This is a genomic window from Xylophilus sp. GW821-FHT01B05, from assembly GCA_038961845.1.
In the GTDB taxonomy this organism is placed as follows: Bacteria; Pseudomonadota; Gammaproteobacteria; order Burkholderiales; family Burkholderiaceae_C; genus Xylophilus.
Genome location: CP152408.1, coordinates 4,063,747 through 4,078,424 on the forward strand (window position 1 = coordinate 4,063,747; position 14,678 = coordinate 4,078,424).

The following is a 14,678-nucleotide window of genomic DNA, read 5'->3' on the forward strand; positions in this document are numbered from 1 at the left end:
CCCGACCGAGAGCACCGCATGAAGACGACCGACGAAAAGCGCAGTTCCCAGCGCCTGGCCGCTGTCCATCCGCAGGCCATGGAGCGCTACCAGCGGATGCGTGCCCTGGTGATGCCGGCGCCGGGTGTGGACCCGGCGCAGTGCGAGGTGGTGCTGGCCATGCAGTTGGGCGTGCTGGGCCTGGAGGTGCCGTTCAAGGTGCACGCTATGCGGGCCATGGCGTTGCACGTGACGCATGGGCAATTGCAAGGCTTGTTGCTGCGAGCCTAAGCGTCACGCGGCTGTCTGCGCAGGCCGGCCGCGCATTGGGCTGGCTGGACGAAGCGCGCGACGAGCAACCGCAAGCCGCGGCCTGAACCGTACGGCCGGCCTCGCGGTGGCCGCGCCGCGGCTACTTCTTGACCAGCTTGCAGGTGCTGTCGGCCAACGGCATGAACGCCTCGCCCCCGGGAATGGTCTGCTTGATGCGGATCAGATCCCACTCGCCCCTCGACTCCTCGGGCTTCTTCACTTCGGCCAAGTACATGTCATGCACCATGCGGCCGTCTGCCCGGATGCGCCCATCCTTGGCGAAGAAGTCGTTCACGGGGGTATTGCGCATGCGCTGCAGCACAGCTTCTGTGGCGTCGGTCTTCTGGGCCTCCAGCGCCTTGAGGTAGTGCATTGTGGCGGAGTACGCGCCGGCATGGATCATGGTCGGCATGCCCTTGTGCGCATCGAAGAACTTCTTGGAGAACTCCCGGGTTTCAGCGTTCATGTCCCAGTAAAAACCCGTCGTGAAGAGCAGGCCCTGGGCGGCTTTCAGCCCCAAGCCTTTGACATCGGTGTCGAACACCAGCAACGTGGCCAGCTTCTGGTTGCGGCCGACGCCGAACTCTGCCGCCTGCCGCACTGCGGTCTGCGTATCCTTGCCGGCGTTCGCCAGCCCGACCACGGCCGCCCTCGACGCTTGCGCCTGGAGCAGGAAGGAAGCGAAGTCGGGCGCGTTCAGCGGGTGCTTCGATGTGCCGATCACCTTTCCGCCCATGGACTGCACGACGTTCGTCGTGTCGCGTTCGAGCGATTGGCCGAACGCGTAGTCGGCCGTCACGAAGTACCAGGTCGATCCGCCCTCCTTCATGACAGCGCGCCCGGTTCCCGTGGCCAGTGCATAGGTGTCATAGACCCAGTGCACGCCATAGGGCGAGCACTCGGCATTGGTGAGCGCCGTGCTGGCGGAGCCAGCGAAGATGATAGGTTTCTTCTTCTCGGCAGCGACGCGCTGCATCGCAATAGCGGCCGCCGAATCCGTGGACTCGATCACCAGATCGATCTTGTCGAGGTCGAACCATTCGCGCACCTTGGTGGCCGCGATGTCGACTTTGTTCTGGTAGTCGGCCGAGACCACCTGGATCGGCTTGCCGAGCACCTTGCCGCCGAAGTCCTTGACGGCTAGCTCGACGCCGCGCACCACCCCACGGCCGCCATTGGCAGAGTAGATGCCGCTCATGTCGACGATGACCCCGATCTTCACCACTTCGTCCGACACCTGGGCCGCTACAGACCCCGTTGCCAAGGCCGCCACCGCGGCCGCGATCCACGTCGTCGCCCACACCTGCTGTCCTGCCATCGCCATCTCCAAGTCGTTGTTGCCGCCCAGTGCGTGCAAAACGACTTGCGCAACTCGCGTGCCAAGCCGTAGGCGCTGCACACTCACTACAAGAAGACCCGGATTGGCGTGCAAATGTTCACCGAGGACACACCGCCGAGGACAGCAGTGCATTCACCGGAGGCATACGGGCGGCTCGCAGTCGCCGCGGACTTGCCAGGGCGCTCATCGACGCCGCGACCGGGTCGGCTGGGCTCGCAGACCAAATTACGCCAGATCAACCGACCATGGGCAACGATGCCCCAAGCATTCGGACCCGCAGGTCTTGTCGGCCCGTCGCGGTGCGGACGTTTGGACTCGGTCCGGTGCTCGGCAGCTGCCCCCAGGCATTGCCCCCCGACAAGAAAAACCACGCTTCTCGCCCACCGGCAATCGTTCACCGCCGAACAAGGCGACATCCGAAGTTACGCAGACAACCAATGTGCTGCATGTCACAGCTATAAAGCCGCTGTAATGGCAACTGCAAGTCTAAGCGATGATGCCTCATGTGGGACAACCTTCCTTGGACCTGGACCAACGCGGCTTTCACTGCGGTTTATCCAGACCATCCACCCTCGCCATGGCAGCAAGAAGGCGCGTTCGACGAGATGCCTGAATTTTTGAAAGGCGTGTACGCCGCTCTTGCTCCTTTCGCTCCAGTCCTTGCGCCCGGAGCACGGCCGCCTTTTCTACCATCGCATTTGTCGTAGCTCCACTCACCTGCCGGTAGATCGACGTTGCGGCATTGCACTTCCGATCATGGACTGTTCCGCACTGCGAGCAACGGACTTGTTGAAAGCGGGACCCTTCAACGACATGAAGCGCCTCTTGCCCACACACACAGCAACTGCTGGATGTCGCGCCACTGACATCGAGCAGCACCGTTTTGCATCGCACAGCAGCCCACTTCAAAGCCGCCTCGTACTCGTGCAGCGCAACCGTGAAGCGCCCTGATCGCGCGGTGCGCCCAAGGGTGTTTTTCTTCCCCGTGACCTCATCGACAATGGTTGCAGCGCGAGCAAGATCTGGCACGTCGACTACCAGGCACTCGTAGGCCAAGCACTGCTCGAGCGCGAGCGCCCGATAGAAGTCCCGACGTTGCATTCGCGCGGTACGGGCAATTCCGACATAGGCTTGGTGTGCGAGACGATCTGCGGCACGCCACGCGGAAAAAAAGGCAAGGTCGGCCTTGAGCGCCTCTCCATGGTGAAGAAGCCACCAGATGCGGTGCAGTCTGCTTGGAGCAACGTGCTGCGGCAAAAGGGTGTGCAACGCTGCGAACTCCGCTGCGGCGTTTTCGGGCCACGTGCTTGCCACGCTGACAGCACGAGCCTTCAGTTCGGTGACGACTTGGTCGCGCGCGCGAAACCGCTCTGCCTGCAGTTCTGAGGACCGGCCGAACCTGGATTCAATCTGAGCAGGAAGTTGCAGCACGCGTGCAGCGCCGGGTTCGGGCGAATCGGCACTCGCGCCGACGCGACGGCCTTCGGCGTCAGCCGACCATCCAAGATGAAGCACCGCCAACGGCAAGCGCGGCGATACGATGGGTACCTCTACCGGAACTGGAGTCTTCAGCAAGAAGTGAAGGTGCCATTTGTAGGAGTTGGCCACGCGTTCGCGGACAAGTGAGATGGCGGCAATGTGTACGCCCTTGGGAAACTCTCTGTGAATCTGGCAGGTACCGGTCGCCCACATGTCGTTGCTGGCGGCACCCATGCGCATGGCGTAGCTGGCGTACCTCCGTCGACCGCCTCCTTCTGCAGGCATGGTGAGCTTGAACTCGCGATTCTTGCCAAGAAGCAGGGTTTCAGCAGGCACTCCACCTGCTGCCGTGAACTGAAGTCGCAGTGCGTCGTGCGTTGTTTCATCGGCCTTGGCAAAACGAGGCGCCTGTCCCCGCTTCATTGTTGAGTTGAAGGCGCGAAGCGCCGAGTCAAGCACTCTATTTGCCGTGGCCCAACCAAGGCCTTCAACGACGTAGCGAGTTCTGATTGCATAGGTGGAGCAGTCGGACGACCGGCCGATCCCTGAGAGGTAAGCGTTCAGCTCCGCCTTGTGCGACGCGCGAAGCTGACGCAGCAACGTCGACAACTGGGCCCAAGCGTTCCGTCGTTCGGCAGCCAACGCGGTCATCTTCGATGCGTCGTTGTCGGCTCGAGCAGCTCGAAATTCTTGGGTGAGACGATCTACCTGTTGCTGAAGGGTCCCTCCTTCTGCGCCGGCGAGTTCCATCTCGCGGCCGAACCGCTTGTCGCAAGCCAAACGGATATCAGCAATGAGGTCGTTGTAGAGGCGTCGCGAAAGCAGGATCTGCTTTTCCACCAGTTCGGCGCAGGTCGCGTCGATCCGGCACCCGAACTTGTAGACGAGCACATCGGCGCTTGGTAGATCGACAAGAGTGACGTTCAGAGGCATGGATTGGCCAGCCGACTAGGAAACAGGTGTCGGGAAGAACCTGCCCAGAGAGATCAGGTTCTGTGCACACAGCCCGCTGGTCACGGCACACGCTGTACCTGGAGGACATGAAGGGTCCTTCACCCCTGAGTCCACGCGGCGCGCTTTGTCAAATCCCCTACTTTTCGCGAACGACGTGACAACCTGCTCCTTCCGCTATTGCAACCGACATGCCAACCGCCAGCGCAGAGTCACAACGCCGTCGGCACCTCCAATGGATTCTCCGAAGGCATAGTCGAACTGCCGTGTTCCTCAGAAATACAGCTGGTGTTCACCTGGACGACACTCCGTCGCGACCGAACTTCGCAGGTCTCTCCGTCCGCGTATCGATGGCACCCTGCGCTGTTATGCGAGCCGCACAAGCGCTGCGCCCGGGCCCTGTGCGACAAGACACCAATGCCGCAGCTTCAACGTGTATGGCAAGCCAACATTCAGGTCCATTTTGTCGAGAGGGTGTGGCGCCAACTAACGCGCGGAGGCGTTGCCGTGGCCAGATGCACCTTCGAGCGGTTGATGCCCTGCATGGGCCGCGCGGCGTTATGCGTGAAGGTCGCGCGCAAACCATCAGCGACGCCAAGACCCCATGCCTGCTGGACCAGATCGAGCGCCAGTTCCGTGCCGAGCGGCTGTAGGTCAGCGACTTCTCCTTCATCGACCTCCCACCTTGCAGGGCTGGCTGTACGTGGCCTTCGTCATCGACATGTTCCCCACCATATCGTGGGCTGTCAGGAGCTCGCGCAAGTGCCGGCGGCCGGCATGGGGCATTCGAAGGTGCCGGGACTCACGACCTTGGCGATGTCGCTGAGTGCGCCACATCCAGCCTGCCGGCCCTTGACACCATACTCTTGCCGTTGGCGGTGACTGCGGCCAGCTTGTGACTGTGGTTCGGCGCGACGACCAGCATATCCGGATCGCACGACCGGCGTCCGGGGCAGTCTTCACCGGTGCAAGGCAAACGCCACGACGTAATCTCCCTTTGGCGTCGTCGAGGAGTTACCACCCGCGCTGATGACTACGAATTGGCGGCCACTCGCTGGTGACACATAGGTCATCGGTACAGTTTCCGCGCCCACCGGCAGGCGCTCTTTCCAGAGTTCGCGGCCAGTGCGAACATCCAAGGCGCGGAAGTAATAGTCCTGCGCAGCCGCCAAGAAGATCACACCCGAAGAAGTGGTGATCGGCCCACCCCGTGTGGGCATACCGATCGGCATGGGCAGCCGCGTGGCGATGCCTAGTGGGCCGGTCTCCTCGGTGGTGCCCAGCGGCATGGACCAGACGATCTGGCGCGTGCTCAGGTCGATCGCATTGATCGTGCCGTACGGCGGCTCCTGGCAAGGCACGCCCAGCACCGACAGGAAACGCTGCTGCTCGATGCCCCAAGGAGTACCGCGCTGCGGCGCGCCTCCGGTATGTCCACCGTCCGCGCTGGCTTTGGCGTCGTACTGCGCACGGGAAACCAGCCGGTTCAGAACAGCAACGCGGGTGTCATTGAGGATGAGGTACCCCAGGTTTTCGGCAACCGAGGTAGATCCCCAGGTGGTGCCGCCCATCCAGCCCGGATACTGGATCGTCCACTGTTCGCTCGGCGGCGTGAATTCGCCTTCGTAGCGTGCCTTGCGGAAGTCGATGCGGCACATCAACTGGTCCAGCGGCGTGAGGCCCCACATGCGCTGCTCGCTCAGCGGCTCGGTGCCGATGGCCGGCATGCCCACCGAGTATGGCTGTGTGGCGGCCAGGCGCTCATCCGGGACGCCGCCTTGGGGCACGGGCCGATCCTCCACCTCGGCGATGGACGTGCCGTCGCGCCGGTCGAGCATGAAGATTTGTCCGCGCTTGGTGGTCTGGATCAGGGCTGGCGTCATACCGCCTTTGCCGTCCGGCACGTCGTAGAGCGCAGGCTGCGAGGGCACGTCGTAATCCCAGAGATCGTGGCGCACGGTCTGGAAGCGCCAGCGCTCGCGCCCCGTGGCGATGTCCAGCGCCACGATGGACGATGAATAGCGGTCGTCCGCCTCCGTGCGGTGGCCGCCCCAGAAGTCCGGCGTGGCGTTGCCGGTGGGCAGATAGACGAGGCCGAGGGCTTCGTCGAAGGCCGGCGTGGACCAGACGTTCGGCGTGCCGGGCGTGTAGCTCTGGCCTTCGGGCGGCAGGCCGGTGATGGCCGGATTGCCCAGGTCCCAGGCCCACACCAGCGCGCCGGTGCGCACGTCGAAGGCACGCACAACCCCGGACGGCTCGCCCAGTTCCTGGTTGTCCCAGACGAGGCCGCCGACGATCACGAGGTTGCGCGTCACGGTGGGCGCCGCGGTCGGAAAGTAGAACTCCGGGTTGCCCTTGTCCATGCCGACGCGCAGGCTCACGATGCCGTGGTCGCCGAAGTCCGTGCAGGGCTGGCCGGTGAGCGCGTCCACCGCGACGATACGGGCATCGACGGTCGTCGCGATGATTCGGCGCGTGCAGGCTGCCGTCGGCTGCTCGCCGGCAGGCACGGTCGAGGCGGCGCCGGTTGCCGTGGCGTCGTGATAGCCCACGCCCCGGCAACGGGGGAAGATGCTCTCGCCGGTCTTCGGGTCGAAGGTCCAGCGCTCCTGGCCGGTTTCCGCATCGAGCGCGAACAGGCGGCTCGACTGCGTGCACCCGTACAGCATGCCGTTCACATGCAGGGGCGTCACCACGTGCGTCTGGCTGCCGCTCTTAGGAATCTCGCCCGTCCGGTAGGTCCAGGCGACCTGCAGGCCGGCCACGTTCTCAGGGGTGATCTGGTCCAGTGGGGCATGCCGCGTGCCGGAGGGCGTGCGGCCCCAGTGGCGCCAGTCGCCGCCCGCCGCAGCACCGACCGCGTTGCCCGGAACGGGCGCAGGTGCGCCGTCCGCCGTCTGGACCGGCTGCGGCTGCAAGGCGGTGTAGAGCGTTGCGCCCAAGGCCACGGCGATCAGCCCTGCCAAGACGTAGCCCGGCCGTCGGGATGCCGAAGGTTCACCGCCCCGCAAGGCAGGCATGAGCAAGAGCAGTAGGACTGCAATCGCGGCCAGCGCAAAGAGGCGCGAGAACAGCGGCCAGAACGCCCATCCCGAATCCCATACCGCCCAGACGGCCGTGGCGGCAAGGACCGCCAGATAGACCACCGTGCCCAGCGGCCGCCGCAGCATGGCGAGGATGCCTGCGGCCACGAACCCGATGCCGGCCAGCGCGAAGTACCAGGAGCCGCCGAGGGTGATGAGGCGAACCCCGCCCACGAGCATGAGCAGCCCGAAGGCCACGATCACCAGGCCGAGCGCGATCAGCGCGATGCCTCTGAGTCCAAGGGCTTTCGCCTTGGCACGGCTGGGGGAAGTGGAATCTTCGAGCATGCGGCGTGTCTCCTGATTTGTCTTGGCACGGCTCGCATGAGCGCCGCCATCGGGTTGAAAGAGCAACGGACGAGCGTTCGCCGGCGTGGCAGGAGCGCTCGTCCACGAAGTGCGATCAGCGCATGATGAGCCCGCCGTCCACCGAGATGGATTGGCCGGTCACGTAGCTGGAAGCCGAGCTGCACAGCCACAGCACGGCGTCGGCGATCTCGTCGGCGCGGCCGTGCCGGCGCATGGGGATGCCCTCGACCATGGCGTCCAGCGCCTCCTTCTGGCCCGAGGCGGCCATCTGTTCGGCCATCGGCGTCCAGATCAGGCCCGGGCACACGGCATTGACGCGGATGTTGCGCGTTGCGTATTCCAACGCTGCGCTCTTGGTCAGCCCGAGAACACCATGCTTTGCGGCATGGTAGGTGCCACGCTCGGCACCGCCGACCAGCCCACCCAACGACGAGCAGTTGACGATGGCGCCACTTCCTTGCTGGCGCATGTGCTGCAGCTCGTACTTCATGCAGGCCCAGATGCCGCGCAGATTGACCGAATTCACCCGGTCGAAGTCCTCGACCGTGGCGTCGGCGGTCTCCGCGAGAGCGTTCTGGATGCCGGCATTGTTGAAGGCCACGTCCAGGCGGCCGAAGGTGGAGACGGTTTCCTTGACCATCGCCTCGACCTCGCCCAGATCGGCCACGTTGCAGCGGATGCCGATGGCCTTGAATCCAGCCGCGACCAGCTCGTCGGCGGCGGCGCGTGCGCCGTCACCGTTCACGTCCGCCAACGCAACAGACGCACCCGACTGCGCGAAGGCCTTGGCGGTCGCCAGGCCGATGCCCGACGCCGCGCCGGTGACAAGTGCCACTTGGTTTTCGAAGGAGATTTTCATGATGTCAGATCCTCTGTTGGAGATGTGTTCTGGATAAAGATGGGGCGACGAAATGGCCCCGGCACCTGGGTGCGCTGCGTTTGCGGCTGCTCCCTGGAGCCTTGCCCCTGGGCCTACGTGCTTGGAGCCTTCCCGGCCTGTGCAACCGGCACGCGCATGCGATAGACCTTCGCGGCCGTGCCGTGGAACAGTGCAGCCTTCTCATCGGCCGAAGCCGACCGGACGATGTACTTCAGTGCGTTCCACAGGGGAACGAAGCCTGCGGATCGGCCATCCGGCGGATAGTTGCTTTCCATCAGGCAACGGTCGGCGCCGAACGCCTCGATGGTGGTTTCCACATAGGGGCGCCAGGCCGCCGCCAGCTCGCGGTATCCGATGGGGTCCTTGCGCTCCTCGAACCGGAAGCCCCAGAAAGGCATGCCCAGGCCACCCACCTTGCAGTGGATGTTCGGGCGCCGGGCCGCCTCGGTCATCAGCCGGCGGTACTCCCGAAACACTTGTTCCCGTGCCGGCGCGTCCAGGTCCATCGCCATCGCATGGCCGCAGTGGTTCAGCACGATGGTGGTGTCGGGGAACGCATCCGCCAGCTCGATCACCTCCGGCAACTGGTGATGGAAGACCGCCGCGTCGAAGCTCAGACCGCGCTTGGCGAGGTGGGCGAAGGCCGGGCGAAAGCCCGCGCTCTTCATCACGCCGCTCGGCGGCCGGGTCGGAATAAAGCGGTATGGCGCCTCGGACGGGTCTTCGATGGTGACCTGGCGCACACCCCGGAAACGGTCCGGTGCGCGCTCCATCGCCCGGTCCAGCAGTTCGGCCACCTGGTCGCCCAGCCGCAGGTCGGCGTGGCCCACGATGGCGGCGCAGACGCGGCAGCCGTAGCGGCCGCTGTCGCACATCGCGCCGATGCCGTTGGCGAATTCGATCTCGCCGAGCGGGCGCAGCACTTCGGGGCCGTCCGTCCTCGCAAAAGCCAAGGTCTCCACGTACACCGAAGCGACAACCCGATGGCCGGCGCGCGTGTCCGCCAGATAGTCGTCGATCATGTAGCGCAGCCCGGGCCGATCGACCAGGTGGTGGTGCGCGTCGATGATGGGGAGATCCGGCTCCAGGATGGGTTCGTCACGCCCCGCCTGCATCTGGCGGTAGTCGCCGGACGACAGCGTTTGAGCGCGTGCCACGGAGAAGGCCACAGGACTGGCGAGCGCGAGTGCGAGCAGATTTCGGCGATTCATGTCATGGCCTCGGCGACAGTCGCAACAATCGGTCCTTCGAGGGGCCTTCCCCTCTTGGGGACCGATTCGTCGTGATCACGTAGAGGTCGCGTCCCATGGGCAGCACGCCCCGGATGCGGTCGCCGGAGCTGAACACGGGCTTGAGCGCCTTGGCCTCTTCGTCCACGACGAACAGCCCCCGTGCGCCGAGCGCTGCGACCAACAGCTCGTTGCCGGCGAACGCGGCGCCTGCAGGTGCCCAAGTGCTGCGGCCGGATTCGATCCAGGCCGGTTCCATGCCGCTGCGCCGCTCGGCGCCTTCGGCAAGCGGCCAGCCATAGTTCGCGCCCGGCCTGATCCGGTTGATCTCGTCATGGCCGAACTCGCCATGCTCGACCACGAACAACTCGCCGGCCGGATTCCAGGCCATGCCCTGCGGATTGCGATGGCCGTAGGAATAGACCAGTGAACCCGGGAAGGGGTTGTCCTGCGGCGCCCGGCCGTCCGGCGTCATGCGCAGCACCTTGCCAGCGAGGTTGCCCCGGTCCTGCGGCCGCTCGCGGTTAGCCGTCCAGCCGGTGGTCACGTACAGGTGTCCGTCCGGCCCGATGGCGATAGCCCCGCCGTTGTAGAGCCGGTGGCCGGGGATGCCCGCCAGCAACGCGCGGGTTTCGCGCCAGGCGGTGCCGTCGAACCGCGCCTGGATGACCTTGTTGGTCAGGCCCGCATCGGAGCGGTACGAGTGGTAGAAATAGGCGACGCCGCTTTGCGCAAAGTCGCGCGACAGCGCCATGCCGAGCAGGCCCGCGCCGCCTTCATGAACGATGGGGTCGGAGGTCTGGAGCGGGTAGCGCTGCTGCCGGCCGTTCTCGATCACGACGATGTTGCCCGCCTTCTCGGTCAGCACGAACCGGTCTCCGGCCCGCGCGATGTCCCAGGGATAGTCGAGGCCGTCGCTCACCACCTGCATGGCCCAGTCGCCGGGCGCGGTGGCTTGAATGCGCACGGTGCCGGCCGCGTCCTGCGCCAGGGCCGCCGGGGCGGCACACACCGACAGCGCCTGGATACACAGGGCGATGAGCAATGGCCTCATGTCAGTGACTCCCTGTCATTCGTTGTTCACAGGTGCTTGCCGAAGAACTCGGCCATCTTGTCCACGGCAGGCGTCACGTACTGCGGCTTGTCGTACAGGTCGAAGTGCGAGGCGCCGGGGACGATCATCAGTTCCTTGGGTTGCTGGGCCTTGGCATACGCCGCTTCGCTGAACTTGCGCGTCTCGGCGCGCTCGCCCGCGATCAGCAGCACCGGCCTGGGCGAGATCAGTTCCATGTGTTCCAGCGGGTAGTACGCCATGTGCAAGCCGGGGCTGGTCACGACGAAGCGGTTGCGGGCATTCGGATGCGCGCCGCGCGGCGTCAGGTAGTACTCGGTCGCCTCGCGGGTGAAGTTGTCGGTGCTGGCATTCACCTGATCGCGCGACGGCAGCAGTTGCTGCACCAGCACGGGCGCGCCGGCGGCTTCCTTGTTCAATTGCTCGTCCACGCTCTGCAGCAGCTTCTGACGATCCTCGGCCGTGACAGGGAGTCCCTGGATGCCGGTGCGGGTCGCATCCCCGATATCGTAGGCAACCACGCTGGCCACCGCCTTCACGCGCAGATCGGTCTGGGCCTCGTGCAGCGTGTAACCACCGCCGGCGCAGACGCCGACCGCACCGATGCGGTTCGCATCGACCTGCGGCAGGCTGGCCAGGTAGCCCACGGCGCTGCGGATGTCCTGCACACGGTCGGCCGGGTCTTCCAGGTCACGCTGCTCGCCGCCGCTTTCGCCGTAGTGCGAGGCATCGTAGGCCAGCGTGATAAAGCCCTTGCGGGCCAGTTGCTGCGCGTACAGGCCGGAGGTCTGCTCCTTCACGCCGCCCCAGGGGTGCGCCACGACGATCGCCGGGTACGTCTTGCTGCTGTCGTAGTTGGCGGGCAGGTACAGGTTGCCAGCCATCTGGACACCGCTATTGTTGAATGTGACCTTCTGGGAGCCGACCACGTTGACGCCTTGTGCCACGGTGGTCGGTTCGGCGGCGTGCGCAAACGTGGGTATCGCGAACAGGATCGCGGCGGACATCAATGAGTTTTTCAAGATAGACATTTCGATTCCTTCACTGCTTGGCGTCGCGGGGAATGATCCGCACCGTCGCGGCGCGCGAGCGCTCGCTGATCATGGGTTGCAGGTACTGGCTGCCCGAATACTTCGCCCGGTAGGCATCGTCGATGCAGTCGTTGATCGGCCCTGCGACCGGCTCGAAGGAAACCTCCCTTGTCATGCCGGCTGCGACGATTCGGCCCGCCTTCTCGCGTATCGCGGCCTGATGCCACCGGGAGTTGACCCCGTTGTAGGCGCGCACGTAGAGATCGCCATCGACGGCCACGCACCAGATCCACGTGGGCGTGCCATAGGTCACGCCATCCTCGCGGAACGGCGCGATGTGAAGATCGTCGGCTTTGACGATCTTGCTGAGTTCTTCACTTGACCAGTTCATTCGTGATTCTCCTGAAGCCTGTGCGGTGGCAGCCTTGCTCGACGGGGGAGCAGCCAGCAGCGCGCTGCCGACCAGCACCGCGGCGGCGCCGAATCCCACAAGACTCGTTCTGCTCGTCAGCATGTTCGTGACTCCGGGTTGGCGAAGGGTCGGAAATGCGCGGCTACCTTTCACCATCAGCTTTCGACCTGTTTCTGCTGCGAGGCCGGATAGCGATCACCCACGATCTGGATCTTCGAGACGGCGGTCTCCAGTTCCTGCACTTCCGCCGGGGTCAGCGTCACTTCGGCGGTGCGCAGGTTCTCGTCCAGGTGGGCCAGCTTGGTGGCGCCGGGAATCGGCACGATCCAGGGGGCCTTCGCCATCATCCAGGCCAGTGCCACCTGCGCGGAGGTGAGCCCCCGGGTTCTGCCGAAGGTGTTGAGCACTTCCACCACCGCCAGATTCGCCCGGATGGCTTCCGGCGTGAAACGCGGCAGCGTGTTGCGGTTGTCGTTGCCGGAATCAAAGCGCGTGTACTCGGTGATGCCGCCGCCGAGGAAGCCCCGGTTCAGCGGGCTGTAGGGCACGAAGCCGATGCCGAGTTCCTGGAGCACCGGAAACACTTCCCTTTCCTGGCCCCTCCACATCAGGTGGTATTCGCTCTGCACGGCGGTCACCGGCTGCACGGCATGAGCACGGCGGATGGTCTGCGCATTGACCTCGCAAAGACCGAAGCGCCTGACCTTGCCTTCCTGGATCAAATCCTTGACGGTGCCCGCGACGTCCTCGATCGGCACAGCGGGGTCGAGACGGTGCTGATAAAGAAGCTCGATGGTTTCGACCCGCAGACGCTGGAGCGATTCCTCCACGACACGCCGGATGTTCTGGGGCGTACTGTCCAGTTCGCCCTCAAAGTACTTACCGTTGACGATGCGGTGCCCGAACTTGGTCGTCACGTTCACCTTGCCCCGGAACGGGTACAGCCCTTCACCGGCCAGTTCTTCGTTGACCAGAGGACCATAGATTTGCGCCGTGTCGAACAGCGTGACGCCGCGCTCGGCCGCTTGATGCAGCAGCCCGATCATGGCCTTGCGATCGGGATGGACGCCACGGTTGTAGTTCATGCCCATGACGCCGAAACCCAGGGCGGACACCTCCATGCGGACGTCGCCTGAACCAAGGGCCCGGCGCTTGGTGATGGTGGGCAGATCCATGGCATTGCTCCTCGATGAAGTTGAGCGTGCATGCTGCGCGGCGGCTGCGCCCAGCGTGAGCGGCGTGGCACACACGGCAGCGCCGACCGTCGCGCCTGCCTTCATCAGGTCGCGTCTACTGGAGGAATTCTGCTCATTCATGCGCTCTGCTCCTTCGATGCTCAAACAACAACGGGCGCCGTCCTGCAACACGGTGATCTAGCTGCGAATGGCGGCTCCCGCCTCAACCGATAGTGACTGCAGGCTGCATGCGCCACCTAAGTTGCGACCCATGCGATGGCTTACGAAGGCCTTGTGCAGCGATTGCTGACGCTTCAATGCTGGCCTGCAAGCCTCATCCGTCGAGTCGAGGATGCAAAGCCGGTCCTGCGCTGCCGAAGATGAACTTTAGATCGCACGCGCCGCGCGGAGTAGACGGCAGAATTCGCATACCCCCATAAATTAACTTCATGAATAGACAAGTCGATTGGCAGAGCGCAACGGCGATATTCAGTAGTATCGATGCAGTCCTATCAAGGGAATTCATCCATGTCGCGTGACAACTTCGGCGACCTGCTGGCCTTCATTGCCGTAGCGCGCGCTCGCAGCTTCACGCGCGCGGCAGCCCAGCTTCGGGTCACACAGCCCGCCTTGAGCTACACCATCCGGACGTTGGAGGAGAAGCTGGGCATTCGCCTTCTCACGCGCAGCACGAGGGGCGTGTCTCCTACCGAGGCGGGCCAGCGGCTGCTGGATCGCCTCGCGCCTGAGTTCGACGAGATCGAGGCCGAGATCCAGTCGCTCGGCGAGCTTCGAGACGAGCCTATGGGAACGATCCGCATCACTGCCATCGACTACGCCATCCGAAGCACGCTGTGGCCCAAGCTGGCGAAGTTCCTGCCGAAGTACCCCAAGATCAAGGTCGAGCTGGTCAACGAGTACGAGAGCGTCGATATCGTTGCGCGCGGCTACGACGCTGGCGTGAGGTTCGGCCAGGAACTGGCCCAGGACATGATTTCAGTGCGGATCGGCCCGGACGTCCGCAACATGGTGGTGGGATCGAAGTCCTATTTCGCGGGGCGCCGCCCTCCCAAGACACCGCGCGACCTCACCGATCACGTTTGTGTCAACCTGCGCACGTCCACGTATGGTGGCCTCTACGAATGGGAGTTCGCTAAGGGAAAGCGCACCGTGAATGCACGGGTGGATGGAGCGGTCACCTTCAATAACGCCTATGACGTTTTCGAGGCGGCCAAGGCTGGCTTCGGGCTGGCTTACCTGCCGGAAGACATGGTTCGTCCCTTGGTGTCAAAGGGGCAACTCGTCTCGGTACTGGAGGACTGGTGCCCGGTGTGGCCCGGGTTCCATCTCTACTACCCAAACCGGCGCCAGCCTTCGCGTGCGATGACCTTGCTGGTCGAAGCCTTGCGTTACCGGCAATAGCAGCG

11 protein-coding genes and 1 pseudogene are annotated in these 14,678 nt (G+C 64.5%); 3 read left to right on the forward strand and 9 right to left on the reverse strand.

All coding sequences use genetic code 11. The features are described from left to right. Positions 1–18: 18 nt before the first annotated feature. Complete coding sequence (locus AAFF27_18910) at positions 19–270, forward strand: hypothetical protein (GenBank protein XAH22077.1); 252 nt, start codon at positions 19–21, stop codon at positions 268–270. A gap of 121 nt (positions 271–391) precedes the next feature. Here AAFF27_18910 and AAFF27_18915 read toward each other — a convergent pair whose 3' ends face one another. Both AAFF27_18915 and AAFF27_18920 read right to left on the reverse strand, forming a co-directional pair. After that, the gene (locus AAFF27_18915) at positions 392–1,648 is read right to left on the reverse strand and encodes an ABC transporter substrate-binding protein (GenBank protein ID XAH22078.1); all 1,257 of its coding nucleotides are present in this window, start codon (positions 1,646–1,648) and stop codon (positions 392–394) included. A gap of 525 nt (positions 1,649–2,173) precedes the next feature. Continuing rightward, positions 2,174–4,042 carry a hypothetical protein gene (locus tag AAFF27_18920; protein ID XAH22079.1) on the reverse strand — a complete coding sequence of 623 codons (1,869 nt, stop codon included), beginning with the start codon at positions 4,040–4,042 and terminating at the stop codon, positions 2,174–2,176. 345 nt (positions 4,043–4,387) lie between these two features. On the opposite strand from AAFF27_18920, the pseudogene AAFF27_18925 reads away from it, so the two are divergent. Beyond that, positions 4,388–4,787: pseudogene (locus AAFF27_18925) on the forward strand (IS3 family transposase). Positions 4,788–5,019: 232 nt separating this feature from the next. Here AAFF27_18925 and AAFF27_18930 read toward each other — a convergent pair. From AAFF27_18930 to AAFF27_18960, 7 genes are all read right to left on the reverse strand, one after another. After that, entirely contained in the window at positions 5,020–7,323 is a 2,304-nt protein-coding gene (locus tag AAFF27_18930) for a membrane-bound PQQ-dependent dehydrogenase, glucose/quinate/shikimate family (GenBank protein XAH26267.1), read from the reverse strand. A 223-nt stretch (positions 7,324–7,546) separates the two neighbouring features. Next, positions 7,547–8,311, reverse strand: a complete 765-nt coding sequence (locus AAFF27_18935; GenBank protein ID XAH22080.1) for an SDR family NAD(P)-dependent oxidoreductase — start codon at positions 8,309–8,311, stop codon at positions 7,547–7,549. 113 nt (positions 8,312–8,424) lie between these two features. Next, positions 8,425–9,543 carry an amidohydrolase family protein gene (locus AAFF27_18940; protein ID XAH22081.1) on the reverse strand — a complete coding sequence of 373 codons (1,119 nt, stop codon included), beginning with the start codon at positions 9,541–9,543 and terminating at the stop codon, positions 8,425–8,427. 1 nt (position 9,544) lies between these two features. Beyond that, positions 9,545–10,615, reverse strand: coding sequence for a sorbosone dehydrogenase family protein (locus AAFF27_18945; GenBank protein XAH22082.1), 1,071 nt, complete (start codon positions 10,613–10,615; stop codon positions 9,545–9,547). 26 nt (positions 10,616–10,641) lie between these two features. Next, the gene (locus AAFF27_18950; protein ID XAH22083.1) at positions 10,642–11,664 is read right to left on the reverse strand and encodes an alpha/beta hydrolase; all 1,023 of its coding nucleotides are present in this window, start codon (positions 11,662–11,664) and stop codon (positions 10,642–10,644) included. A gap of 10 nt (positions 11,665–11,674) precedes the next feature. After that, a complete protein-coding gene (locus AAFF27_18955; GenBank protein XAH22084.1) occupies positions 11,675–12,178 on the reverse strand; it encodes a DUF2255 family protein in 504 nt (167 codons plus the stop codon). Positions 12,179–12,231: 53 nt separating this feature from the next. After that, positions 12,232–13,392, reverse strand: coding sequence for an aldo/keto reductase (locus AAFF27_18960; GenBank protein XAH22085.1), 1,161 nt, complete (start codon positions 13,390–13,392; stop codon positions 12,232–12,234). 387 nt (positions 13,393–13,779) lie between these two features. Here AAFF27_18960 and AAFF27_18965 point away from each other — a divergent pair, with 387 nt between their 5' ends. Beyond that, complete coding sequence (locus tag AAFF27_18965; GenBank protein ID XAH22086.1) at positions 13,780–14,673, forward strand: LysR family transcriptional regulator; 894 nt, start codon at positions 13,780–13,782, stop codon at positions 14,671–14,673. Positions 14,674–14,678: the final 5 nt, after the last annotated feature.

Excerpts from the sequence above, each read along its gene's own strand:
- AAFF27_18910 (XAH22077.1), top strand. The coding sequence starts at position 19 with ATGAAGACGACCGACGAAAAGCGCAGTTCCCAGCGCCTGGCCGCTGTC.
- AAFF27_18920 (XAH22079.1), bottom strand. The coding sequence starts at position 4,042 with ATGCCTCTGAACGTCACTCTTGTCGATCTACCAAGCGCCGATGTGCTC.
- AAFF27_18930 (XAH26267.1), bottom strand. The coding sequence starts at position 7,323 with ATGCTCGTGGGCGGGGTTCGCCTCATCACCCTCGGCGGCTCCTGGTAC.
- AAFF27_18935 (XAH22080.1), bottom strand. The coding sequence starts at position 8,311 with ATGAAAATCTCCTTCGAAAACCAAGTGGCACTTGTCACCGGCGCGGCG.
- AAFF27_18940 (XAH22081.1), bottom strand. The coding sequence starts at position 9,543 with ATGAATCGCCGAAATCTGCTCGCACTCGCGCTCGCCAGTCCTGTGGCC.
- AAFF27_18945 (XAH22082.1), bottom strand. The coding sequence starts at position 10,615 with ATGAGGCCATTGCTCATCGCCCTGTGTATCCAGGCGCTGTCGGTGTGT.
- AAFF27_18950 (XAH22083.1), bottom strand. The coding sequence starts at position 11,664 with ATGTCTATCTTGAAAAACTCATTGATGTCCGCCGCGATCCTGTTCGCG.
- AAFF27_18955 (XAH22084.1), bottom strand. The coding sequence starts at position 12,178 with ATGCTGACGAGCAGAACGAGTCTTGTGGGATTCGGCGCCGCCGCGGTG.
- AAFF27_18960 (XAH22085.1), bottom strand. The coding sequence starts at position 13,392 with ATGAATGAGCAGAATTCCTCCAGTAGACGCGACCTGATGAAGGCAGGC.
- AAFF27_18965 (XAH22086.1), top strand. The coding sequence starts at position 13,780 with ATGTCGCGTGACAACTTCGGCGACCTGCTGGCCTTCATTGCCGTAGCG.